Here is a 22872-nt window from a genome sequence, read left to right as displayed (position 1 = left end):
GAACCTTCCTCGCCACCCAGGTCCTCTCTCAGGGTGAAGGACCCGGATGGCGGCCAGCGAGGAGTGGAACGGATGCGCAACGGAAGGGACGAGGCGTTCACGGCGTTCATGGGCGCGCGCTACCCCTCACTCCTGCGGACGGCCAGGCTGCTGGTGGGCGGCGGCACGCGGGCCGAGGATCTCGTGCAGGAGGCGCTGTTGCGTACCTATCGCGCATGGCACCGGATCGGGCGGCTGGAAGCCGCGGAGGCGTACACGCGCACCACGATGGTCCGGTTGCTGGTCAAGGACCGCCGACGGAGGTGGCATGCCGAGATGCCGGCAGAGCACCTGCCTGAGGTCGCTCTTCCGGGCCACGAAGACCAGACGGCAACAGGCATGGCGGTGCGCAACGTGTTACAGACCCTCCCGCCGGCTCAGCGGGCTGTGCTCGTGCTGCGCTACTACCACCAGCTCAGCGAGGAAGAGATCGCCGACGCCCTGGGCTGCTCCCCCGGCACGGTGAAGAGCCGCGCGGCTCGTGCCCTTTCGGCCCTTCGCAACGGGGGTCTTCTCACCGCCGTCTCATACGACCGCGACAGGAGTGTGGACCATGACTGACCAGCGGCATGTCGAGGAGGAGCAGGTGCAGCACCTGCTCGCCGCCGCGGCGGAACTGCCGGGCACCCCCGCCACACCCGGCGCCGACTTCACCGCCCACGCCCGGCGCCGGCTGGCGCGCCGGCGGCTGGGGGTGGGAGCGGGCGTCGCCGCGGTGCTCATCGCGACCGCGGTGGGCGCCCCCGCCGTGCTCAGGGGCATGGCGGGGCAGGAGGAACAGTTTCCGGCTGCCTCGGCGCAGTGCCTGCAGAGCACTGTCCGCAACCTCCAGGATGGCAAGCAGGCGGGCTTCCGGGCCGTGTACGGGGAGCTGCGAGCGGGCGGCATCGCCATGGACGACGGCATCACCGAGGGCTCGGCCTTCCGCTTCGAGATCGACGGCGCCCTTACGGACGGCGACGGCGTCCCCTCCTCCGGCTCTGCCCTCACGTGGTATCCGGTATCCGAGACGCACCTTCCTCGGCCCGGCCGCTATGTGCTGCTGCTCGCGCAGGCGGAGCGTCCCGCAGAAGACGGCCGGCCCCTCTTCGAGTTCAGGCCTGAGGAGGCACTGCCCCTCGGTACCGACGGCCGTGTGCGGTTGACGTGTGAGGACGGCAGTGAGGGCAGCGTGGAGATGGAGCGCCTGCGTGCCGCAGTGACCGGGCCTCAGTCTGCTGCGAGGAACGGCCATCCCTGACGCTCGGAGTCCACGGCGCCCTGCGAAGCCGAAGCCGTCGCACTTCAGCGGATACAGGGCGTTCCCGTGCGGACGTACGCGCTACTCCCCCGGCCAGGGCACCTGCGGCGAGCGGTAGTAGTCGATGCCCAGTGCGTCGAAGCGCGGGGCCTGTTCCGCCAACCGCACCTTGTACGTGTCCCAGTCGTGGGTCTCCGCCGGGGACCAGCCCAGTTCCGCCAGGCCCGGGAGGCGCGGGAAGGCCATCACGTCGAGGTCGTCCGTCGTGGCGAGGGTTTCCGTCCACAGCGGGGCCTCGACGCCCCGGACCGCGCTCTCCGGGGCCCCCGGCAGGTACGTCGCCGGGTCCCAGTCGTACGACCGCTGGACCTCGACCGTGCCGGCCCAGGCGAGGCCGAGCGGGGTGTCCTTCGTGTACTTCATGTCGAGGTAGGAGCGGTCGGCGGGCGAGAGGATCAGGCCCGCGCCGTCCCGGGCGGCCGCGGCGACCCGCTCCTTCTCGGCGGCCGGGGTGCGGTCGAGGCCCCAGTACTGGACGAGGGCGCCGTCGACGGGCTTCGTGCCGGTCAGCTGGTGCCAGCCGACGACCGTCTTGCCGTACTTGGCGACGAGCGGCTGCACCTTGTCCATGAAGGTCACGTAGTCGGCGTGGCTGGTGGAGTGGGCCTCGTCGCCGCCGATGTGGATGTAGCGGCCGGGGGTGAGGGCGGCGATCTCGCGGATCACGTCGTCGACGAAGTCGTACGTGACGACCTTGGGCACGCAGAGGGAGCTGAGGCCGACCTTGATGCCGGTGTAGAGGGGCGGGGCGACGCCGTCGCAGTTGAGTTCGGCGTACGAGGAGAGGGCCGCGAAGGTGTGGCCCGGCACGTCGATCTCGGGGATGACCTCCTGGTAGCGGGAGGCCGCGTACCGCACGATCTCCTTGTACTGCTCCTTCGTGTAGAAACCGCCGCCTCCGCCGCCGACCTCGGTGGAGCCGCCGTGCGTGGCAAGGCGCGGCCAGGAGTCGATGGCGATGCGCCAGCCCTGGTCGTCGGAGAGGTGCAGATGCAGGGTGTTGATCTTGTAGAGGGCGAGCTGGTCGATGAACCGCTTCACCTCGTCGACGGTGAAGAAGTGGCGGGCGACGTCGAGCATCGCGCCCCGGTAGGCGTAGCGCGGGGTGTCGGTGATCGTGCCGCCGGCGATCTTCCAGGGGCCCGGCTGGACGGAGCGGCGCTCGACGGCGGAGGGCAGCTGCTGGCGGAGGGTCTGGACGCCGCGGAAGAGGCCGGCGGGTTCGCGGGCGGTGAGGGTGACGCCGTCGGGTCCGGAGCGGAGGCGGTAGCCCTCGGCTCCGAGCTCGCCGGCACCGGGGTCGAGCCGGAGGCGGATGCCGTCGCGGGCCGCGGCCTCGTCGACGATGTGCAGCGGGAAGCCGGTGGCGGGGCGGAGCAGTCCGGCGAGGTAGCGGCCGACGGCCCGGGACTCGCGGGAGCTCTCGTCGATGCCGATGCGGGTGGCGTGGGTGAGGGTGTACGGCTCGCCCTCGGGGGTGACGGATGCGGGTACGGGCACGATGCGGCCCAGCGGGCGGACCTCGGGTTCGGCGGCGGCGGCCTTGCCGTCGGCGCTTCCGGTGTCGGCGGTGGCCTCGCCGCAGCCGACACCGGCGGTGGCGACCAGGAGGAGTGATCCGATGAGGCGAGGGATCCTTCGGCGCTGACTCACGGGCATGGTCCCCTTCGGGTGATCGACACGTCTTCGGGTGATCGGCACGTCCGACGTCCTGCTGTTCTTCAGTTCTGTATATCCAGTCGGCAACCATGCGTACCGCCGCACCCACTCCGGGTCAAGGTCTGGACCAATATCCTCACTTTCGACGGCGATCATGCGCCGCCTGCCCGATTTCGGGCAGGATTCTTGCAAAGAGCGATGGGTACCCCGCAGTATTCACGGGTGCTCGAACGCCGCCCGTCGCATGACGACCTCGTCGACCATCTGGTCCGCAGCACCGCGCTCCAGCGCGGTGAGGCCGCCCGGGTGGTACTCGACGTCCTGGCGTACTTCGACGAGACGACCGAGGTGTTCGTCCGCCGCCGCCACCGCGAACTGCAGTCCGGCGGGGCCGTGAACGCCGAGATCTTCGAACGGATCTCGGCGGAACTGCCACACCGGGCCGTGGCGCCACCGGAGCTCTCGCTCCGGCAGCTGCGCCGCATCGTCTACGGCTGAGCACGGCCGAGCAGCACCATCGTCAACCTGGAGGGGTTTCACCTTTATGTGCGGAATTGTCGGTTACATCGGAAAGCGCGACGTCGCCCCGCTGCTCCTTGAGGGCCTGGCGCGTCTGGAGTACCGGGGATACGACTCCGCCGGCATGGTCATCACCAGCCCGAAGGCCACCGGCCTGAAGATGGTGAAGGCCAAGGGCCGCGTCCGGGACCTCGAAGCCCGCGTCCCCAAGCGCTTCTCCGGCACCACCGGCATCGCCCACACCCGCTGGGCCACCCACGGCGCCCCCAGCGACGTGAACTCGCACCCGCACCTGGACCCCGAGAACAAGGTCGCGGTCGTCCACAACGGCATCGTGGACAACGCCCAGGAGCTGCGCGCGAAGCTGGAGGCCGACGGCGTCGTCTTCGCCTCCGAGACGGACACCGAAGTCATCACGCACCTCATCGCCCGCTCCCAGGCCGACACCCTCGAGGAGAAGGTCCGCGAGGCGCTCAAGGTCATCGAGGGCACCTACGGCATCGCCGTGATGCACGCCGACTTCAACGACCGCATCGTGGTGGCCCGCAACGGCTCCCCGGTCATCCTCGGCATCGGCGAGAAGGAGATGCTCGTCGCCTCCGACGTCGCCGCCCTGATCGCCCACACCCGCCAGGTCGTCACCCTCGACGACGGCGAGATGGCCACCCTCAAGGCCGACGACTTCCGCACCTACACGACCTCGGGCGCGACGACCACCGCCACCCCGGAGACCGTCGAGTGGGAGGCCGCCTCCTACGACATGGGCGGCCACGACACGTTCATGCACAAGGAGATCTCCGAGCAGCCCGACGCGGTCGACCGCGTGCTGCGCGGCCGGATCGACGACCGCTTCTCCACCGTGCACCTGGGCGGCCTGAACCTCGACGCCCGCGAGGCCCGCACCATCCGCCGCATCAAGATCCTCGGCTGCGGCACCTCGTACCACGCCGGTCTCATCGGCGCCGGGCTCATCGAGTCCCTGGCCCGCATCCCCGCCGACGCCGAGCCGGCCTCGGAGTTCCGCTACCGCAACCCGGTCGTGGACCCCGACACCCTCTACATCGCCGTCTCCCAGTCCGGTGAGACGTACGACGTGCTCGCCGCCGTCCAGGAGCTCAAGCGCAAGGGCGCCCGCGTCCTCGGCGTCGTGAACGTCGTCGGCTCCGCCATCGCCCGCGAGGCCGACGGCGGCGTGTACGTCCACGCAGGCCCCGAGGTCTGCGTCGTCTCCACCAAGTGCTTCACCAACACGGTCACCGCCTTCGCGCTGCTCGCCCTGCACCTGGGCCGCATCCGCGACCTGTCCGTCACCGACGGCAAGCGGATCATCGAGGGCCTGCGCAAGCTGCCCGCGCAGATCAGCGAGATCCTCGAGACCGAGGACGAGATCAAGAAGATCGCCGCGGAGTACGCGGGCGCCCAGTCGATGATGTTCATCGGCCGCGTCCGGGGCTACCCGGTGGCCCTGGAGGCCTCCCTCAAGCTGAAGGAGATCTCCTACATCCACGCCGAGGCGTACCCGGCCTCCGAGCTGAAGCACGGCCCGCTCGCCCTCATCGAGCCGGCCCTGCCGACGGTCGCGATCGTCCCCGACGACGACCTGCTGGAGAAGAACCGCGCCGCCCTGGAGGAGATCAAGGCCCGCAGCGGCCGCATCCTCGCGGTCGCGCACCAGCCGCAGGCGAAGGCCGACCACACCATCGTCGTGCCGAAGAACGAGGACGAGCTGGACCCGATCCTCATGGGCATCCCGCTCCAGCTCCTCGCGTACCACACGGCGCTCGCCATGGGCCGCGACATCGACAAGCCGCGCAACCTGGCCAAGTCCGTCACGGTCGAGTAGCAGCCGGTCGGGGCCTGTCCCCCCGACCCGCGCCGTCGGGCCTGTCCCCCGGCGTCGACCGGACACGAGAACGGTCCTTGCCGCACACCCAGGTGCGGCAAGGACCGTTCTCTTTTCCCCTGTTACCCCGCGGCCGGGGCGCTCGTGCCCGCCGAGCGCCGGAGGGCCGTCGGCCACCCCGCCACCGCGGCCGTGGCGCCGTACCAGGCGACGAGACCCCCGACGGCCGCGACCCAGCCGCCCGCCTTCGCCAGACCGCCGTTGTCGGCCAGCGCGCCGATGCCGATCAGCAGCAGCGCGACGAACAGCAGCCCGTACACGCCCTGTCCGAACAGACCGCTCCCCGACGCGGCCATGGTCAGCGTGAGCGCGAGGAGCGCCCACAGGAGCATGAAGAGCCCGACGGCGTCCGCCGAGGCCCCGCCGCCGACGGCGGTCCCCCAGGTGAACCAGAAGGCGCCGAGCGCGGTGTACGCCGTGCCCTCGCCGGTGCTGCCGCCGCGCAGGGCGATCAGTCCGACGAGGAAGAGCGCCACCCCGCCGACCCAGGTGGCGAGGCCCGCGGCATCCGCTGCCGCGACGTTGTCGATGACACCCGTCCCGCCCAGCCCGAAGGCCAGCAGGGTCAGTCCGAGTGCGAGGTTGCCGAGAGTGGAAGTGCTGTTCCCCGCGGCGACTTCGTTGTCCACGGCGGGCTCCCTTCAGGAGTGCAGTCGTGCTGCGTGAGCTGCTGTGATCCGGTGAGCCTTATCTACCCTTCACAAGCGCACAATTCACCTGAGGAAGGCCGAAATTATGGCCGGTGAACGCCAGTTGGGGATCGGACCACGGGAGCGAGCCGCCGCGAAGGGGCCCTACGGGATGACGATCACGGGCCGCTGCGCGCGGCGTGCGAGGCGGCCGGCCACCGAGCCGAAGATCCGGCCGACGATCCCGTGCGTGGAGCCGACCACGATCGCGTCGGCCGAGTACTCGCGGCCGACCTCCTCCAGCTCGTGGCAGATGTCCCCGCCGCGCTCGACGAGGATCCACGGCACCTCGGAGAGGTGCTCGGCACAGGCCAGCTCGAGCCCGAGGACCTCGGTGCGGTGATCCGGTACATCGACGAAGACCGGCGGCTCGCAGCCGGCCCACACCGTGGTCGGCAGCCGGTTGGCCACGTGCACGATGATCAGGCCGGAGCCGGAGCGGCGGGCCATGCCGATGGCGTACGCGAGGGCTCGCTCACTTGACGTGGAGCCGTCGAAACCGACGACCACCCCGTGCCGGAAGGCCGGGTCGCAGGAGTGGCGTGGCTGTTCTACCGCGAGGGGGTCGACCGTGGAGTCGGCGACGCGCTTGCGGTCCGCGGGTTCGGGGAATTCGTGACCGGCCATCGGTGTCTCGGCGAAAGGAGTCCTCGTGGGAAGGGACGGGGAATGGAGGGGAGGGAACAACGGGTGGCGGCGGAGCTGTGTCCGGGAATCATCTTCCCAAGCCCATACCCCCAAGGGTACGGCGACACTCCTCTCCTGCCCAGAGCCCGCCGTGCCACTCCCCGGCGTGCACCCCGCTCTCGCGTGGCGTTCCAGGGAGCATGCCCGAGGGGTTCGCGATCTGGCAATGCCGGTTGTGCCCTACAGGCGTCGGTACGGGGGCCAAACGGACGTCGCACACAGTGACCGGAACGTTCCGTTCCTCGTTGCCACAGGTCCAGCCCCCGTCGCAGGGAGACCGCCCGTGCCCGCACCATCGACCGCCGCCGGCCCTACCTCCACCGCCCCCGCGCCCGCGCTCGGCTCGTCCCGCGGCCGCCGCCGGGCGCCCGTCGCCCCGGCGGGCCCCTTCCCGACCGCCACCACGACAGCCGCCGCCCCCCGCTCGGCGGACCCGGACCGGGAAAGGGGAGCGGCCGCCGGGGCGGGAACCGCCGATCCGGCCGGTGACGTCGTCCGATGGGCGGTCTTCTGCTGCGCCCTCGTGCCCGTGGTGCTCGTCGCCTTCGGCACCTCGCTCGGCGGGGCCGCCGGGACGGCACTGGGGCTCGTCTCGGTGACGGCGGCGTGCCGGGTGCTGCTGCGCCGCTCGGAGCGCGGACTCCAGGCCGAAACGGTACGAACCAGGCGCCGGAACTGACCCGAAGACCGGCCCGACCCCCTTCGAGTTGACAGGTTCGCACACCCGAACCCATATGTTTTCAGCCAACTTCCATTCGTCGGCGAGTCCTTGGCGGAACGGTTGGCCAACCCTGGCGCCGACAGCCCCCGAAGCCCTGATTCACGGCCCCGCACCCTACGCTCACGGGGTGTTCGCGGCGCTGCCCCTTCCCCTGGCGGCCGTCAGGTGGAACGCTTCGCGATCGATCGCTTCGCGCCAAGTGGCCTTGTCGACAATCCACCGGATGGAGAACTTGTCACGCCGGTGCCACGGGACGCAGTAGATTCGATCATGGGTACCGAAGACTGGGGTCTCGTGCAAAACCGAGGGGAAACGTGCAGGAGCGACACGACCAGGGAGACGCGAACACCGAGGGGGGCTTAGCGTCATGAGCCAGGACTCCGCTGTAACGGAGGTCGCACGGAAGCTGTCCGGACGCCGCCGCCGTGAAGTCGTCGCAGTGCTTTTGTTCAGCGGCGGCCCCATCTTCGAGAGCTCCATCCCGCTCTCCGTTTTCGGCATCGACCGGCAGGACGCGGGCGTGCCCCGCTACCGGCTGCTCGTCTGCGCCGGCGAGGACGGCCCGCTGCGCACCACCGGCGGTCTCGAACTCACCGCGCCATACGGCCTGGAGGCCATCGGCCGCGCCGGGACGGTCGTCGTGCCGGCCTGGCGGTCGATCACGTCGCCGCCACCGCCGGAGGCGCTCGAAGCGCTGCGCCGTGCCCACGAGGAGGGCGCGCGGATCGTCGGCCTCTGCACCGGGGCCTTCGTCCTCGCCGCCGCGGGCCTGCTCGACGGCCGGCCGGCGACGACGCACTGGATGTACGCGCCGACGCTCGCCAAGCGCTACCCGTCGGTCCACGTGGACCCGCGGGAGCTCTTCGTCGACGACGGCGACGTCCTCACCTCCGCCGGCACCGCGGCCGGAATCGATCTGTGTCTGCACATCGTGCGGACCGACCACGGCACCGAGGCCGCGGGCGCGCTGGCGCGCCGGCTGGTCGTCCCGCCGCGGCGCAGCGGCGGTCAGGAGCGCTACCTCGACAGGTCTTTACCAGAAGAGATCGGCGCCGACCCGCTGGCCGAGGTCGTCGCCTGGGCGCTGGAGCACCTCCACGAGCAGTTCGACGTGGAGACCCTGGCCGCGCGCGCGTACATGTCACGGCGGACCTTCGACCGCCGGTTCCGCTCGCTGACGGGGTCCGCCCCGCTCCAGTGGCTGATCACGCAGCGGGTGCTCCAGGCGCAGCGGCTGCTCGAGACCTCCGACTACTCGGTCGACGAGGTCGCGGGCAGGTGCGGCTTCCGTTCGCCGGTGGCGCTGCGCGGCCATTTCCGGCGCCAGCTCGGCTCCTCGCCGGCCGCCTATCGGGCGGCGTACCGGGCCAGGCGGCCGCAGAGCGAGGTCGGCACCGCGGTGCTCGACCCGGTCATGCCCGTCCAGGTAGCCGCCGGCATGCGCCGTCCGGCCTCGCCGCTGGAGCCGGGGAAGCCGCACGCGGACGCCTACGGTCCCGGCCGCCCCTCCCTGCCGGGCCAGCGCAGCGCGCCGTAACGCCGTAATACCGACCCGCGCGGCCACAAGCGGCGCACCGCAGGACCGACGGGCGCCCGGGGACACCTCCCCCGGGCGCCCGTCGGCCGCTTCCCCCGGGAAGAAGAGCACCTAAGGTGGACGCATGAACGATCGCATGGTGTGGATCGACTGCGAGATGACCGGGCTCTCGCTGACGGACGACGCACTCATCGAGGTGGCCGCACTGGTCACCGACTCGGAACTGAACGTGCTCGGCGACGGGGTGGACATCGTGATCCGCCCGCCGGACGCGGCCCTGGAGACCATGCCCGAGATCGTGCGCCAGATGCACACGGCCTCGGGGCTTCTCGACGAGCTCGCCGGCGGCACCACGCTCGCCGACGCGGAGGCCCAGGTCCTCGCGTACATCCGCGAGCACGTCAAGGAACCCGGCAAGGCGCCGCTGTGCGGGAACTCGGTCTCCACGGACCGCGGCTTCCTCGCTCGGGACATGCCTACCCTGGAGAGCCACCTGCACTACCGGATCGTCGATGTCTCCTCGGTCAAGGAGCTGGCCCGCCGCTGGTACCCGAGGGCGTACTTCAACAGTCCGGAGAAGAACGGCAACCACCGGGCACTCGCCGACATCCGCGACTCCATCACGGAGCTGCGCTACTACCGCGAGGCGGTCTTCGTCCCGCAGCCCGGGCCGGACTCGGAGACCGCGAAGCGGATCGCCGCGCGCCACGCCGCGTCCGCGGAGTAGACCCCGCCCGAACGGGGTCGCTCGCGTCCGGAATCAATGCGGGCGCGAGCACCCCCCAGGACCCTGTAGACTTCTTCTCGGCCGGTCGGGGAAACCCGAGAAAATCGCCGGTCATGGTGGGTATAGCTCAGATGGTAGAGCACCTGGTTGTGGTCCAGGATGTCGCGGGTTCGAGTCCCGTTACTCACCCTTAAGGCCGAGGCCCCGGTTCGGAAGAACCGGGGCCTCGGTCGTTTTCGTATGTCGCCGGAGTTGCCCCTAGGAGCAGCTGAAGGCCGTCGGGGGCGGGTTGGTGCCCGACCACGTGCCGTTGAAGCCGAAGGCCGTCGAGCCGCCCGGCGGGACCGTCGCGTTGTACGCGAGATTCGTCGCCGTCACCTCCGTCCCGGTCTGTGTCGCCGTGGTGTTCCAGGCCTGGGTGAGCCGCTGCCCGGCCGGATAGGACCAGCGGACGGTCCAGGCGTTCAGCGGGGCCGTACCCGTGTTCCGGACGGTGACCTGGGCCGTGAAGCCGCCCGTCCACTGGCTCGTGGCCGCGTACGTGACGGAGCACACACCCGGGGCGGGCGGGGTGACCGGGGCGAGCGCCTCGGCGATCCCGGCGCGGGCGGGCTTCGGGGCGAGGCCCTCGTCGTACGGGGTGGCCGCGCCCTGACCGGGGAAGAAGTCCGGGATCCAGGAGTCGGAGTCGGTGAAGCCCCAGACCGTGACGCCCGCGCAGCGGGTGACGGCCAGGCAGGCGCGCAGGACGGAGCCGTAGTCGGCCTTCTGCTGCGCGAGCTTCGCGTCGGTCGCGGGCAGGGTCATGCGGATGTCCAGCTCGGTGATCGCCACGTCCACGCCGAGCACCGCGAAGCGGCGGAGGTTGGCCTCCAGGGAGGCGGGGACCTGGCCGAGGACGAGATGGGCCTGGAAGCCGACGCCGTCCACCGGGACGCCCTGCGCGAGGAGCCGCTTCACCAGGGCGTACATGCCGTCGCTCTTCGCGCCGAGCGCGTCGGTCGAGTAGTCGTTGAGGTAGAGCTTCGCGGCCGGGTCGGCGGCCCGGGCGGCGCGGAAGGCGTCGGCGATGTACGACTCGCCGAGCGTCGCGCCGAAGACGGACTGCCGGAGGGTGCCGTCCTCGTTCAGGGGCTCGTTGACGACGTCCCAGTGGTCGATCCGGCCCTTGTAGCGGCCGGCCTCGGCGGCGATGTGGTCGGTCATCAGGGTGCGGAGCCGTTCGGCGGTCCAGGTGCCGCCCGTCACCCAGGTGGGCAGCTGGCTGTGCCAGACGAGGGTGTGGCCGCGGACGCGCTGGCCGTGGGCCTCGGCGAAGTCGACGACCCGGTCGGCGCCGGTCCAGTCGTACGTGCCCCGCGTGCGTTCGACGGAGCCCCACTTCATCTCGTTGCCGGGGGTGACCGAGTCGAACTGCGCGGCGGCGACGTCCGCGTACCCACCGGTGAGCTTCCCGCCGGTGACGGCGGTGCCGAGGTAGACGCCCCGGGCCTCGGCGAGGTCCCGGAGCGGGGCGTCGGCGGCGGCTGCTGCCGGAGTGGCGGGGGTGAGGGCCAGGGCGGCGGCCAGGAGGGCCGTCGTGGCGATCAGGCGACGGAGCACGTCGCACCTCCGAGGGTGAAGGCGGCCGGTACGGGGTTGGTGCCGGTCCAGGTGCCGGTGAAGCCGAAGGAGGCGGAGGCCCCGGCGGCGACCGTGCCGTTCCAGCCGACGTTCCGGGCGGTGACGGCGGTGCCGGTCTGGACGGGGGTGGCGTTCCACATCTGGCCGACGCGCTGACCCGCCGGGTGGTCCCAGCCCAGCTTCCAGCCGGTCCAGGCGGTGCCGGAGGTGTTGGTCAGGGTGACGTCGGCCTGGAAGCCGCCCTGCCACTGGTTCGTCACCCTGTACGCGACCTTGCAGGCGCCTCCAGCCGGGGGTGTGCCCGGGTCGGTGCCGCCGCCGGTCTCCGTCGTGTCGCCGTAGATGATGCCGCGGCCGTTGGTGGAGACGTACACACGGCCGTAGACCCGGGGGTCGCCGGTGATCGCGCCGCCGGTCCAGCCCCACTGGTGGGCGTCGTCGTTGATCCGAACCCAGCTCGCGCCCGCGTCGGTGGAGCGGAAGATCCCCCGTACGCCGCCGATCTTCGCGCTCGTGTAGAGCGCGGGGTACGTGGCGCCGGGCGCGGCCTTGCCGAAGCCGATCGTGTCGGCCTGCTCGACGCCGGAGACCCGGGCGAAGGTCGCGCCGCCGTCGGTGGAGTGCCAGAGGCCGTACGTGGAGTCGGGGGCGCCGCCGGCGAACCAGAGGTCGCCCTTCCTGCCGGGGACGGCCTTGAAGCGGGCGTTGCCCTTGGCCGGGAGGCCGGTGGCGCGGGCGGTGAAGGTCGCGCCGCCGTCCGTACTGGCGTAGAAGGTGCCGTCCTTGAAGCCGTAGAAGGTCTTCGGGTCGACGCGGTCGGACTCGACGGTCGCGCCGGCGGGGATGCCGGTGGAGGCGGTCCAGGCTCCCCCGGTGCCGGTGTGCACTCCGGTGCCGTCCGGGCTCCACACGTAACGGCTGCCGTCGGCGGACGCGGCGACCGTGCCGCCGCCGGTGACGCCCGAAGGCTCCTGCCCGGCGGACCAGTTGGCGCCGTTGTCGGAGGAGAAGGCGACGTGGGGGGCGCCGTCGACGTGTCCGGAGCGGACGACCGTGTTCGGGTTCGTCTCGGCGTAGTCGAGGCTGGTCGTGGAGGTGAAGTTCGGGGAGGTGAACATCATCGACGGGACCGTGGTGAGGTCCGTGTGACGGAAGCCGCCGATGTCGCCGAGGGCGCTGATGAGCGGGGCGCCCGACGGCGGGGAGGCCAGGTCGAGGACGGCGGTCTCCTCGAGTCCCTTCACCATGGGCCTGATGGTGAAGTTCGTGCCGGTGTCCCACCGGGTGAGCTCCTGGGTGCCGTAGATCGTGGCGCCCGTGCCGTACATCATGCGGTTCGAGTCGAAGGGGTCGATCTCCAGGGCCTCGGTCATCCAGCCGAGCTTCGGGGTCTGTTCGGGCGGGGCCGGGGTGGCACCCCAGGTCAGCCAGGGGACGGAGGAGACGTCCATCGTGTAGCGGTTGGCGCGGGTCGGGTACGACGTGTAGTCCCAGGCCTTGGTCCAGGTGGAGCCGGAGTCGGTGGTGCGGAAGATCTGGGTGTCCGGCCACCAGGCGCTGTAGGCGGAGACCATGACCGTGCCGGGCCGCTGCCGGTCGACGGTGAGGCCGCTGAAGCCGTGGAAGGTGTCGGCCTCGGCGACGGGGCTGATGTCCGTCCACGCGCCGGTGGCGGTGGCGTACCGCCAGACCTGGCCCTTGCCGCCGTCGTACGGTCCCGCCGTGTCGCTGTACGCGAGGTAGAGGAAGCCGTTCTCCGCGTCGAGGACGCCCTTGTGGGCGAGGTGGCCGGTGGGCTGGCCGGGCAGTCGGGTCCAGGTGGCGCCCGCGTCGGTGGAGCGGTAGACGGCGTTCTCCTTGTCGCCCACGCCGACGTAGATCGTGCCGGTCGCGGACCCGGGGGTGCCCGTGGACTCGTCGAAGGTGACCCAGACGATGCCCTGCTCGTCGGAGTTGTAGCCGCTGGTGTCGGTCGGGTCCTGCCGGTAATTGCCGGGGTTGGTGAAGCTGGTGACCTTCGACCAGGTGACGCCGGAGTCGGTGGAGCGCCACAGGCCGTTGCCGCTGGGCGCGCCGAGGTAGAGGACGCTGTTCTTGTGCGGGTCGACGGCGAGCCGTTCGCCCATGCCGCGGCCTGGCATGTTGCCGCCGAGCTTGAAGGGGAGGTCGGTGCGCTGCCAGGTGGCGCCGCGGTCGGCGGAGCGGAGGACGGCGCCGTTTCCGGGGTCCCAGTCGTTCGTGTACGTGCCGACCGCCGCGTACAGCCGGTCGGGGTCGACGGTGTCGGAGGCGAGACCGACGACTCCGGTGTGGCCCCAGTGGTCCCAGTCGACGGAGTCGAGGAGCGGGGTCCAGGAGGAGGCGGCCTGGTTCCAGCGGTAGACGCCGCCGATGTCGGTGCGGGCGTAGACGAGGTCCTTCTCGGTCCGGTTGAAGACGATGCCGGGGACGAAGCCGCCGCCGTCGATCCGGGCGTTCTTCCAGCTGTACGAAGGTGCTGCCGCGGCCGTGGGTACGGGCGTCTCCGGGGCGGCGGTCGCGGGGACCGCTCCCGCGAGGAGGCCCGCTGTCAGGGCGAGCCCCGCGAGGAGGTGGCGTGTTCTGCGCATGGGTATCCCGTCGAAGATTGAATGGGAGCGCTCCCACTATTGAGTCGGGGTCAGAACACGGTCAAGGTCCGGGAGTCGTCGAAGACGTTCGACGACGCGGGGGTGGGGGTGTGGTGCGTGCGGGTGACTTCCGCGCGGCCCGGCGAGCTGTCCCCCGCTGCCCGGGCGGAGCCGCACTACGGTCGGGGCGCATGGGGAGCAGGAGGAGGAACGGGCCCGTCGTCGTACTCGCCCTCGCCCTCCTCCTGGGCGCGGCGCTCTCCGGCGGCTGCGCGACCGACCCCGCACCGCCGCCCGGGGCGGGCGTCCCCGCGCGGGAGCCGGTCGACGGGAGCGGGCGGCGGATCACGCTCACGGTCGGGGTGTTCGGCACGTTCGGCCTCCAGGAGGCCGGGCTCTACGACACGTACATGCGGCTCCACCCGGACATCGCGGTCCGGCAGACCTCCCTCACCCGCAACGACGTCTACTACCCGCAGCTGCTCACCCACCTCACCGCCGGCTCCGGCCTCGCCGACGTCCAGGCCGTCGAGGTCGGCAACATCGCCGAGGTGCTCGCCACCCAGGCGGGCCGGCTCGACGCGCTCGGCTCGGCGCCGGGCGTCGACCGGGCCGCCTTCCTGCCGTGGAAGTGGGCGCAGGGCACCGCCCCCGACGGGCGCACGCTCGCGCTCGGCACCGACATCGGGCCGCAGGCCGTCTGCTACCGCAAGGACCTGTTCGCCCGCGCCGGACTGCCCACCGACCGGGGCGCGGTGGGGCGGCTGTGGGCCGGGGACTGGCGCAAGTACCTGGCAGCCGGGGTCCGTTACCGCGAGCGGTCCCCGGAGGGCACGGCCTTCACCGACTCCGCCTCGGGGGTGATGGCGGCGGTCACGGGCAGTGCGGCGCTCCGGTACTACGACGAGCGGGGCGATCTGATCGTGGCGGTCAACCCTGCCGTACGGGAGGCCTGGGACCTCGCCGCGATGTTCGCCCGGCAGGGGCTCACGGCCCGGCTCCAGCAGTTCACGCCCGGCTGGGACCAGGCCTTCGCGAACGGCGCGTTCGCCACGGTCGCCTGCCCCGCCTGGATGCTCGGCTACATCCAGGACAAGGCTGGCCCGGCCGGGCGGGGCCGGTGGGACGTCGCGGCGGCGCCCCGGCCCGGCAGCTGGGGCGGCTCGTTCCTCGTCGTGCCGTCCGCCGGGCGGCACCGCGCCGAGGCGGCCCGGCTCGCGGCCTGGCTGACGGCGCCCGCCCAGCAGGCGGTGCTCTTCGAGCGGCGCGGCAGCTTCCCGAGCGCCTCGGCCTCGTACGCGCTCCCGGCGGTCGCGGACGCCCGGCACCCGCACTTCGGCGACGCCCCGGTCGGCGAGATCTTCGCCGCGGCGGCCCGGGGCGTCCCGCAGGCCCCGGTCGGCCCGAAGGACGCCCTCGTCGCCCAGACCCTCGCCGACGTCGGCATGCTCCAGGTCGACCAGACGGGCCGCCCGCCGGAGTCGGCCTGGAAGGCCGCGATGAAGGCGATCGACAACGCGCTGGACCGGTGAGGGCGCGCGCGATGACGGAGACGCAGACACCCACGGACCCGCCGGAGCCGACCGACCCGCCGGCGCCCCGGCGGCCTGCCGGCCCGCCGACAGCCGGCCTGCCGACGGCCGGCCTGCCGACAGCCGGGCCGGGGCCCGCCGAAACCGAGGCCGGAGCCCCGGTCGGGGCTCGCCCTCAGGAGGCCGGCACCGTGGACGGAGCCAGAGACCGGGCCGGGGCCGGGCCCGGAGACCGGGCCGGGGCCGGGCCCGGAGACCGGGCCGGGACCCCGCGCCAGGGCGTGCCTCGGCGCCCGCGCCTCCGCCGTACCCCCGTCGGCTCGCGCTGGGCGCCCTACGTGCTCGTCGCGCCATTCTTCCTCTTCTTCGGGGCCTTCGGGGTGTTCCCGCTGGCCGCCACCGCCTGGACCTCGCTGCACCGGGTCGAGCTGACCGCGCCCGCCGAGCCTGAGTGGGTGGGGCTGCACAACTACGCGCGGCTGCTCGACGACGCGTTCTTCTGGAACGCCCTCGCGAACACCGTCGTCATCGGCGTCCTCTCCACCGTCCCGCAGCTGCTGCTCGCGCTCGGCGTGGCCCACCTGCTCGACGTACGGCTGCGGGGCCGGGGGTTCTTCCGGGTCGTGGCGCTCGCCCCGTACGCCACCTCGGTCGCCGCCGCGACGCTGGTCTTCGCGCTGTTCTACGGGCGGGACCACGGGATGGCCAACTGGGCCCTGGGGGTGGTCGGTCTGGCCCCGGTGGACTGGCAGAACGGCCCGTGGGCGTCGAAGCTCGCGGTCTCGTCGATCGTCGTCTGGCGCTGGACCGGCTACAACGCGCTGATCTACCTGGCGGCGATGCAGACGATCCCGCGCGAGCTGTACGAGGCGGCGGCGCTCGACGGGGCGTCACGGTGGCGGCAGTTCCTGCACGTGACGCTGCCGGGGCTGCGGCCCGCCCTCGCCTTCACCGTGCTGGTCTCGACGATCGGCGCGACCCAGCTCTTCGGCGAGCCGCTGCTGTTCGGGAGCGGGGCCGGTGCCTCCGGTGGCGCCGATCACCAGTTCCAGACCCTCGGGCTCTATCTGTACGAGCAGGGCTGGGTGAACCTCCATCTGGGGCGGGCCGCGGCCATCGCCTGGGCGATGCTCCTCATCCTGGTCGTGCTGTTCGGAGCCGTACGGCTCCTGCGCGGCGGTCTCGCACGGCGCCCGGGGCGGGCCTCGTGAGGACGGAGCGGGCCGGCTGGGGCACGTACGCGCTGCTCGCGCTCTTCACGGCCGTCTCCCTCTTCCCACTGCTGTGGACGGCGGTCGCCGCCTCGCGGACCAGTACGCGGCTCGCGGCCACCCCGCCGCCCTTCCGGTTCGGTCGGAACCTGCCCGGGAACCTGGCGTCGGCCTGGACCGATGCCAGGCTGGGCGAGGCCCTGGCGAACACGGCGCTGGTCGCGGGGACGGTCGCGGCGGGCACGGTCCTGTTCTCGACCCTCGCCGGCTTCGCCTTCGCCAAGCTGCGGTTCCGCTTCCGGGGCACGCTGCTCCTGCTCGTGGCCGGGACGATGCTGATCCCGCCTCAGCTGGGGGTCGTGCCGCTCTATCTACTGATCGCGCGGCTGCGCTGGACGGACGAGCTCCAGGCGGTGATCCTGCCCTCGCTCGTCTCCGCCTTCGGGGTCTTCTTCATGGTCCAGCACCTGCGGCGGGCCCTGCCGGCCGAGGTGCTCGAAGCCGCCCGGATGGACGGGGCGGGGACCCTGCGGACGGTGTGGCACGTGGTGCTGCCGGCGGCGCGCCCGGCGATGGCGGTCCTCGGGATGCTGTCGTTCGTGGCGGCCTGGAACGACTTCTTCTGGCCGGTCCTCGCCCTGACGCAGACCGGGAACCCGACGGTGCAGGTGGCGCTCACGGGTCTGGGGCGGGGGACGGTGCCCGACCAGTCGGTGGTCATGGCGGGCGCGCTGCTCGGGACGCTGCCGCTGCTCGTCGTGCTCGCGCTGTTCGGCCGGCACATCGTGGGAGGCGTGATGCGGGGCGCGGTGAAGGGGTGAGGCGGGGCGCGGTGAAGGGGTGAGGCACATTCGAACACCTGCCCCTCACCCGGACGGGTGAGGCGGTGATCCATTTCCCCCGTTTCCCCTGTTAACTTCCCCTTATGTCCGACATTCTCACTTTTCCTCCCCATTGGGTAAGGTGACGGCGGATGGGAGTCCTGCGTGACAATCCCGAACTCGCCCTCTTCCTCTGCCTCTCGGCCGGCTACCTCGTCGGCAAGCTCCGGGTCGGCCCCATCACGCTCGGCGGCATCTGCGGCACCCTGATCGTCTCGCTGCTCCTCGGCGCCTGGGCGAAGGTCACCGTCTCCGACGACGTGAAGACGATCTTCTTCGCGCTCTTCATCTTCTCCCTCGGCTACATGGCCGGACCCCAGTTCTTCTCCAACCTCAACAAGAAGAGCCTGCGCTTCTTCGCCCTCTGCCTCATCGAGGTCGTCTGCGTCGTCGGCATCGCCCTCGGCCTCGCCGAGGCGTTCGACCTGGACGTCGGCACCGCCGCCGGCATCCTCGCCGGGGCTGCCACCGAGTCCGCGGTCGTCGGTACGGCCACGGAGGCCATCGGCAACCTGTCCGACCTGACGCAGGCGCAGATCACCGAGTACCAGGGCCATGTGGCCACCGCGTACACGGTCTGCTACCTCTTCGGCCTCGTCACCATCGTCATCTACACCAGCCAGATCATGCCGATGATGCTGCGGATCAACCTCCGCGACGCCTCGCGCGAGCTGTGGGAGAAGCTGCGCGGCACGGGTGGCGCCCTGGAGTCCGATGAGCGCGAGGCGCTCCCGGGCATGGTCGGCCGGACGTTCCTGGTCACGCTCGCCGACGGCGCCAAGGTCGGCGAGCTCGAGCGACGGCTCGGCGGCCGGGTCACGGTCGAGGCGGTGAAGCGGGGCAGCAAGATCCTCACCCCTCCCCCGCCCGACTTCGAACTGACCCTCTCCGACCTGGTGCTGACGGTCGGCCGGCGGGCCAACATCATCGAGGCGGGGCGGGTCATCGGACCGGAGACCCCGGCCGTCCCCGGCCTGGACACCCCGCTCGCCACCACCGAGGTCTCGCTGACCGACAAGAGCGTCGTCGACAAGTCCCTGGACACCCTCTTCAAGGAGCACCCGGAGTTCTCCTCCGGCGGGGTGTACGTGACGGACGTGGTGCGCAACGAACAGCATCTGCCCGCGACCCCGGAGACCGTCGTCAGCCGCGGTGACGTCCTCACCCTGGTCGGCTCCCGCTCGGGCCTCGGGAAGCTGGCGTCCAAGGTCGGCGCGGTCGTGAAGAACGACGCCACGGACTTCATCTACCTGGGTCTCGGCATCGTCTGCGGTTCGCTCCTCGGGCAGGTCGTGGTCGAGTTCGGCGACGTCCCGCTGTCGCTCGGCACGGGCGGCGGCTGCCTCATCTCCGGCCTGCTCTTCGGCTGGTTCCGCTCCCGCACCCAGACCTTCGGCGCCTTCCCGCCGCAGGCCGCCTCCACCCTCAAGGACATGGGCCTGGCGATCTTCATCGCCTGTACGGGTCTGGTCTCCGGCCCGCAGGCCTGGCCCCTCCTCAAGGAGTACGGGGCGCTGCTGCCGTTCGCCGGGATCGCGATGGTCCTGGTGCCGGCGACGATCTCGCTGGTCGTCGGCCGCAAGCTCCTGAAGATCGAGAAGCCGCTGCTCATCGGTGCCATCGCGGGCCAGCAGTGCTCGACGCCCGCCATCACCTCGATCACGCAGGTGGCCCAGAGCTCCGTGCCGATGCTCGGCTACACCATCACGTACACGCTCTCGAACTTCCTGCTTCCGCTGACCGGCCCGCTGCTCGTCGGCATCCTCGGAGCGTGAGAGGACCCCATGATCGATTTCCTCAACCGGAACATCTTCCAGCCCCATCCCGAGCTGCTGATCTTCATCACGGTCGCGCTCGGCTTCCTCTTCGGCAAGCTCCGCTACAAGGCGATCGCGCTGGGCGCCGTCACCGGATGTCTGGTGGCCGGCCTGCTGCTCGGCGCGCAGTTCAAGGTCACGATCGACGGCACGGTGAAGAACCTCTTCTTCACCATGTTCCTCTTCGCCCTCGGCTACAAGGTCGGTCCGCAGTTCTTCCGCGGTCTGAGGAAGGACGGCCTGCCGCAGGTCCTCAACGCGGTCATCGTCTGTGTGACGGGCCTCCTCGTCTCCTGGGGCTTCGCCGTGATGCTCGGGTACGGCCCCGGGCTCTCGGCCGGTCTCCTCGGCGGCGCGCTCACCCAGTCCGCCGTCATCGGTGTCGCCCAGGACGCCATCGGCAACCTGCCGGGGCTCTCCGCCGACCAGATGAAGAACGAGGAGAACCTGGTCGCGATCGGCTACGCCGTCACGTACCCGCTCGGCACGATCCTCTGCGCGATGCTCCTCGCCAACGTCCTGCCCAAGCTCTACAAGCGGGACCTGGCCGCCGAGTCGGCGCGGCTCGCGAAGGAGCTGGACGCCCCGGGCGACGACCCCGACCTGGCCGAGGGGTACTACGAGGTCGTCCTCCGCGCGTACCGCATCGACCGTCCCGACCTCGTCGGCCGCACGATCGACGACTTCGAGAACCAGCAGCAGGCGCTCGGTCACCGCATCTACCTCACGCGGGTGCGGCGCGACGGGAAGATCATCGACCACACGCAGTCGACGGTGCTCCGCGAGGGCGACATCGTGGCGGTCAGCGCACTGCGCGGCTCGCTCGTCGAGTTCGACGCCCGGACCCACATCGGCGCGGAGACGGACGACGTCGAACTGCTCGGCTATCAGACGGAGTCGCTGCACGTCGTCGCCTCGGAGAAGGCGCAGCTCGGCAGGACGGTCGCCGACCTGCGCCGCGAGCCCTTCATGGTCGGCGTGTACATCGACAAGATCTACCGCTCGGGTACGGAGTTCCCGTACCGGCTCTCCACGACCCTGGAGCGCGGTGACACCGTCATCCTGACCGGCCCGAAGCGGCTCGTGGACCCGGCGGGCAAGGCGATCGGCAAGCCCGTGCCGACCTCCTTCGCCACCGACATGCTCTGGGTGGGCCTCGGCATCTTCCTCGGCGGCTGCATCGGCATCCCGGCGCTCACGGTGTCGGGCGTGCCGATCTCGCTCTCCACCTCCGGCGGCGCGCTGATCATGGGTCTGGTCTTCGGCTGGATCCGCGGCAAGTACCCGACGTACGGCAACGTGCCGCCCGGTGCCCAGTGGTTCATGGACACCCTCGGCCTCTGCCTGTTCGTCGCGGTCGTCGGCATCAACGCCGGTCCGAGCTTCACCAGCGGCCTGTCGACGGCCGGCTGGGGGCTGCTCCTCTGGGGCGCGGTGGCGACGGTCGTCCCGCTGATCGTGGGCTTCCTGTACGGCCACTACGTGCAGAAGATCCGCTTCCCGATCCTGATGGGCGTGCTGGCGGGCGGCCAGACGACGACCGCGGCGATCGGCGCGATCAACGAGCAGTCCAAGTCGCAGATCCCGACGCTCGGTTACACGATCCCCTACGCGGTCGGCAACGTCCTGCTGACCATCTGGGGCGCCGTGATCGTCATCCTCAACCACTGACGCACCCCCCTCACGTACGTAAGGAAGTCACCGTGCCCAAGACCACCTTCACCCGCGAGGAGATCCAGTCCTTCGCGCAGCTCTCGCCGTTCGAGCTGAAGGACAAGTTCATCCAGATCGCGCAGGCCGCGCAGGCCGACAAGCCCGGCCAGAAGGAGAAGTCGCAGACGCAGATGCTCAACGCGGGCCGTGGCAACCCGAACTGGGTCGCCACCGGCCCCCGCGAGGCGTTCTACGCGCTCGGCTACTTCGCCCTCTCCGAGTCGCGCCGCGTGTGGACCGCCGACAACCTCGGCGGCATGCCCGAACTCGCCGGCTCCGGCGCCCGCTTCGACACCTTCGTCCGCCGACACCCGGACCTGCCCGGCATCGAGATGCTGCAGAACTGCGTGGAGTACGCCGTCGAGCGCTTCGGCTTCGACAAGGACGCCTTCGTCCACGAGCTGACCGACAGCACGATCGGCGACAACTACCCGGTGCCGGACCGGATCCTGGCCCACACCGAGCAGATCGTCCGCGGCTACCTGCATGACGAGATGTTCGACAAGCGCCCGCCGGCCGGCCGTCTGTCGCTCTTCGCGACCGAGGGCGGCACGGCCGCCATGTGCTACATCTTCGACTCGCTCATGAAGAACGGGATCCTGAAGAAGGGCGACAGGATCGCCCTGATGGTGCCGGTCTTCACGCCGTACATCGAGATCCCCGAGCTCGACACGTACGAGTTCGACGTCGTCCACGTCGAAGCGTCCCTCTTCGCCGAGACCGGCGTGCGCGAGTGGCGCTACCCCGAGGAGGAGGTCGCCAAGCTGGCGGACCCGTCGGTGAAGCTGGTCTGCGTCGTCAACCCGTCCAACCCGCCGTCGCTGGCGCTGAGCCAACGGGTCACGGACCAGATCAAGGACATCGTCGCCACGCAGAACCCGAACCTGCTGCTCGTCACGGACGACGTGTACGGCACGTTCGTCGAGGGCTTCCGCTCGCTCGCCGCGGACCTTCCCCGCAACACGCTCCTCGTGTACTCGTACTCCAAGCACTACGGCTGCACGGGCCACCGGCTGGGCGTCATCGGCCTCCACGACGACAACGTCATCGACGAGATGATCGTGAACCTGCCGCAGGCCGAGAAGGACCGCCTGAGCAGGCGGTACGGCACGCTGACCCTGGAGCCCGAGAAGATCCGGTTCATCGACCGGCTCGTCGCCGACTCCCGGCAGGTCGCCCTCAACCACACCGCCGGGCTCTCGCTCCCCCAGCAGGTGATGATGGTGCTCTTCTCCCTCTTCGACATGCTGGAGGAGGGACAGGCGTACAAGGCGAAGATCCGGGCGATCGTGCGCCAGCGCCTCGACCTGCTCCTCGAAGGCGCCCAGATGAAGATCGCCGACGACCCGAAGCGGGCCGGGTACTACATCGAGCTCGACCTGATCGCGGAGGCCGAGCGGGTCCACGGGAAGGACTTCGCGGCCTTCCTGGAGAAGAACTACGAGCCGGTGGACCCGCTGTTCCGGCTGGCCGAGCAGACCAGCGTCGTCCTCCTCAACGGCGGCGGCTTCGACGGCCCGGAGTGGTCCGTACGCGTCTCCCTGGCCAACCTCGACGACCTGGACTACCTGAAGATCGGCCACCACCTGCGGGCGATCTTCAACGACTACGCGGAGGAGTGGAAGGCCTCGCGGGCGTAAGGCGCGGGTCGGCGAGCGAGGTCGACGTCCGACAGCCGCCAGTGTGATCCGCCTTGGGCGATCAC

The 22872-nt window shown here is 71.1% G+C and carries 18 protein-coding genes and 1 tRNA gene; 14 read left to right on the top strand and 5 right to left on the bottom strand.

Annotated elements, in window-relative coordinates; genetic code table 11:
* Nucleotides 1-72: 72 nt before the first annotated feature.
* Nucleotides 73-600 (top strand): SigE family RNA polymerase sigma factor, encoded by a 528-nt coding sequence (locus OG357_RS25190; protein ID WP_329623303.1) that lies wholly within the window; start codon nt 73-75, stop codon nt 598-600.
* The gene (locus tag OG357_RS25185) at nt 593-1279 is read left to right on the top strand and encodes a hypothetical protein (RefSeq protein WP_329623302.1); all 687 of its coding nucleotides are present in this window, start codon (nt 593-595) and stop codon (nt 1277-1279) included. Before OG357_RS25190 ends, OG357_RS25185 begins: the two co-directional genes overlap by 8 nt.
* A gap of 81 nt (nt 1280-1360) precedes the next feature.
* On the opposite strand, the gene OG357_RS25180 is transcribed toward OG357_RS25185, so the two are convergent.
* Complete coding sequence (locus OG357_RS25180; RefSeq protein ID WP_329623301.1) at nt 1361-2998, bottom strand: beta-N-acetylhexosaminidase; 1638 nt, start codon at nt 2996-2998, stop codon at nt 1361-1363.
* A gap of 222 nt (nt 2999-3220) precedes the next feature.
* Here OG357_RS25180 and OG357_RS25175 point away from each other — a divergent pair, with 222 nt between their 5' ends.
* On the top strand, nt 3221-3496 hold the full coding sequence (locus tag OG357_RS25175; RefSeq protein ID WP_329625692.1) for a hypothetical protein: 276 nt from the start codon (nt 3221-3223) through the stop codon (nt 3494-3496).
* Nucleotides 3497-3542: 46 nt separating this feature from the next.
* Nucleotides 3543-5360: a glutamine--fructose-6-phosphate transaminase (isomerizing) gene (glmS, locus tag OG357_RS25170; protein ID WP_317595425.1), complete on the top strand. Its 1818-nt coding sequence runs from the start codon at nt 3543-3545 to the stop codon at nt 5358-5360.
* A gap of 122 nt (nt 5361-5482) precedes the next feature.
* Here the strand turns inward: glmS and OG357_RS25165 are convergent, their stop codons facing one another.
* Both OG357_RS25165 and OG357_RS25160 read right to left on the bottom strand, forming a co-directional pair.
* A complete protein-coding gene (locus OG357_RS25165) occupies nt 5483-6049 on the bottom strand; it encodes a GPR1/FUN34/YaaH family transporter (protein ID WP_329623300.1) in 567 nt (188 codons plus the stop codon).
* A gap of 165 nt (nt 6050-6214) precedes the next feature.
* Nucleotides 6215-6736: a universal stress protein gene (locus OG357_RS25160; protein WP_024758120.1), complete on the bottom strand. Its 522-nt coding sequence runs from the start codon at nt 6734-6736 to the stop codon at nt 6215-6217.
* Nucleotides 6737-7079: 343 nt separating this feature from the next.
* Between OG357_RS25160 and OG357_RS25155 the strand changes: the two genes are divergently transcribed.
* From OG357_RS25155 to OG357_RS25140, 4 genes are all read left to right on the top strand, one after another.
* Nucleotides 7080-7475: a hypothetical protein gene (locus tag OG357_RS25155; RefSeq protein ID WP_329625836.1), complete on the top strand. Its 396-nt coding sequence runs from the start codon at nt 7080-7082 to the stop codon at nt 7473-7475.
* A gap of 409 nt (nt 7476-7884) precedes the next feature.
* Complete coding sequence (locus OG357_RS25150; RefSeq protein WP_329623299.1) at nt 7885-9054, top strand: helix-turn-helix domain-containing protein; 1170 nt, start codon at nt 7885-7887, stop codon at nt 9052-9054.
* Nucleotides 9055-9178: 124 nt separating this feature from the next.
* On the top strand, nt 9179-9781 hold the full coding sequence (gene orn, locus OG357_RS25145) for an oligoribonuclease (protein WP_329623298.1): 603 nt from the start codon (nt 9179-9181) through the stop codon (nt 9779-9781).
* Nucleotides 9782-9897: 116 nt separating this feature from the next.
* Nucleotides 9898-9970, top strand: a tRNA-His gene (locus OG357_RS25140).
* Nucleotides 9971-10039: 69 nt separating this feature from the next.
* On the opposite strand, the gene OG357_RS25135 is transcribed toward OG357_RS25140, so the two are convergent.
* Both OG357_RS25135 and OG357_RS25130 read right to left on the bottom strand, forming a co-directional pair.
* Complete coding sequence (locus OG357_RS25135; protein WP_329623297.1) at nt 10040-11383, bottom strand: endo-1,4-beta-xylanase; 1344 nt, start codon at nt 11381-11383, stop codon at nt 10040-10042.
* Entirely contained in the window at nt 11368-14013 is a 2646-nt protein-coding gene (locus OG357_RS25130; protein WP_329623296.1) for a cellulose binding domain-containing protein, read from the bottom strand. The genes OG357_RS25135 and OG357_RS25130 overlap by 16 nt, the downstream gene beginning before the upstream one ends.
* 191 nt (nt 14014-14204) lie before the next feature.
* Between OG357_RS25130 and OG357_RS25125 the strand changes: the two genes are divergently transcribed.
* The 6 genes from OG357_RS25125 to OG357_RS25100 all read left to right on the top strand — a co-directional run bounded on the left by OG357_RS25125 (nt 14205) and on the right by OG357_RS25100 (nt 22807).
* Nucleotides 14205-15545: an ABC transporter substrate-binding protein gene (locus tag OG357_RS25125; protein WP_329623295.1), complete on the top strand. Its 1341-nt coding sequence runs from the start codon at nt 14205-14207 to the stop codon at nt 15543-15545.
* A gap of 191 nt (nt 15546-15736) precedes the next feature.
* Nucleotides 15737-16756: a carbohydrate ABC transporter permease gene (locus OG357_RS25120; protein WP_443066724.1), complete on the top strand. Its 1020-nt coding sequence runs from the start codon at nt 15737-15739 to the stop codon at nt 16754-16756.
* Nucleotides 16666-17577, top strand: a complete 912-nt coding sequence (locus OG357_RS25115) for a carbohydrate ABC transporter permease (RefSeq protein ID WP_443066820.1) — start codon at nt 16666-16668, stop codon at nt 17575-17577. The genes OG357_RS25120 and OG357_RS25115 overlap by 91 nt, the downstream gene beginning before the upstream one ends.
* 152 nt (nt 17578-17729) lie before the next feature.
* Nucleotides 17730-19412 (top strand): aspartate-alanine antiporter, encoded by a 1683-nt coding sequence (gene aspT, locus OG357_RS25110; RefSeq protein ID WP_329623293.1) that lies wholly within the window; start codon nt 17730-17732, stop codon nt 19410-19412.
* 9 nt (nt 19413-19421) lie between these two features.
* Nucleotides 19422-21125, top strand: coding sequence for an aspartate-alanine antiporter (gene aspT, locus OG357_RS25105; RefSeq protein ID WP_329623292.1), 1704 nt, complete (start codon nt 19422-19424; stop codon nt 21123-21125).
* 32 nt (nt 21126-21157) lie between these two features.
* Nucleotides 21158-22807, top strand: coding sequence for a bifunctional aspartate transaminase/aspartate 4-decarboxylase (locus OG357_RS25100; protein WP_329623291.1), 1650 nt, complete (start codon nt 21158-21160; stop codon nt 22805-22807).
* The last annotated feature ends 65 nt before the right edge of the window (nt 22808-22872 follow it).

This window comes from Streptomyces sp. NBC_01255, from assembly GCF_036226445.1.
GTDB lineage: Bacteria > Actinomycetota > Actinomycetes > Streptomycetales > Streptomycetaceae > Streptomyces.
This window is presented reverse-complemented; position numbering and strand designations above follow the sequence as displayed.

What these genes read in the sequence shown, in the direction of transcription:
- OG357_RS25190 (WP_329623303.1), top strand. Translation starts at nt 73, where the DNA reads ATGCGCAACGGAAGGGACGAGGCGTTCACGGCGTTCATGGGCGCGCGC.
- OG357_RS25185 (WP_329623302.1), top strand. Translation starts at nt 593, where the DNA reads ATGACTGACCAGCGGCATGTCGAGGAGGAGCAGGTGCAGCACCTGCTC.
- OG357_RS25180 (WP_329623301.1), bottom strand. Translation starts at nt 2,998, where the DNA reads ATGCCCGTGAGTCAGCGCCGAAGGATCCCTCGCCTCATCGGATCACTC.
- glmS (WP_317595425.1), top strand. Translation starts at nt 3,543, where the DNA reads ATGTGCGGAATTGTCGGTTACATCGGAAAGCGCGACGTCGCCCCGCTG.
- OG357_RS25160 (WP_024758120.1), bottom strand. Translation starts at nt 6,736, where the DNA reads ATGGCCGGTCACGAATTCCCCGAACCCGCGGACCGCAAGCGCGTCGCC.
- OG357_RS25150 (WP_329623299.1), top strand. Translation starts at nt 7,885, where the DNA reads ATGAGCCAGGACTCCGCTGTAACGGAGGTCGCACGGAAGCTGTCCGGA.
- orn (WP_329623298.1), top strand. Translation starts at nt 9,179, where the DNA reads ATGAACGATCGCATGGTGTGGATCGACTGCGAGATGACCGGGCTCTCG.
- OG357_RS25130 (WP_329623296.1), bottom strand. Translation starts at nt 14,013, where the DNA reads ATGCGCAGAACACGCCACCTCCTCGCGGGGCTCGCCCTGACAGCGGGC.
- OG357_RS25125 (WP_329623295.1), top strand. Translation starts at nt 14,205, where the DNA reads ATGGGGAGCAGGAGGAGGAACGGGCCCGTCGTCGTACTCGCCCTCGCC.
- aspT (WP_329623293.1), top strand. Translation starts at nt 17,730, where the DNA reads ATGGGAGTCCTGCGTGACAATCCCGAACTCGCCCTCTTCCTCTGCCTC.
- aspT (WP_329623292.1), top strand. Translation starts at nt 19,422, where the DNA reads ATGATCGATTTCCTCAACCGGAACATCTTCCAGCCCCATCCCGAGCTG.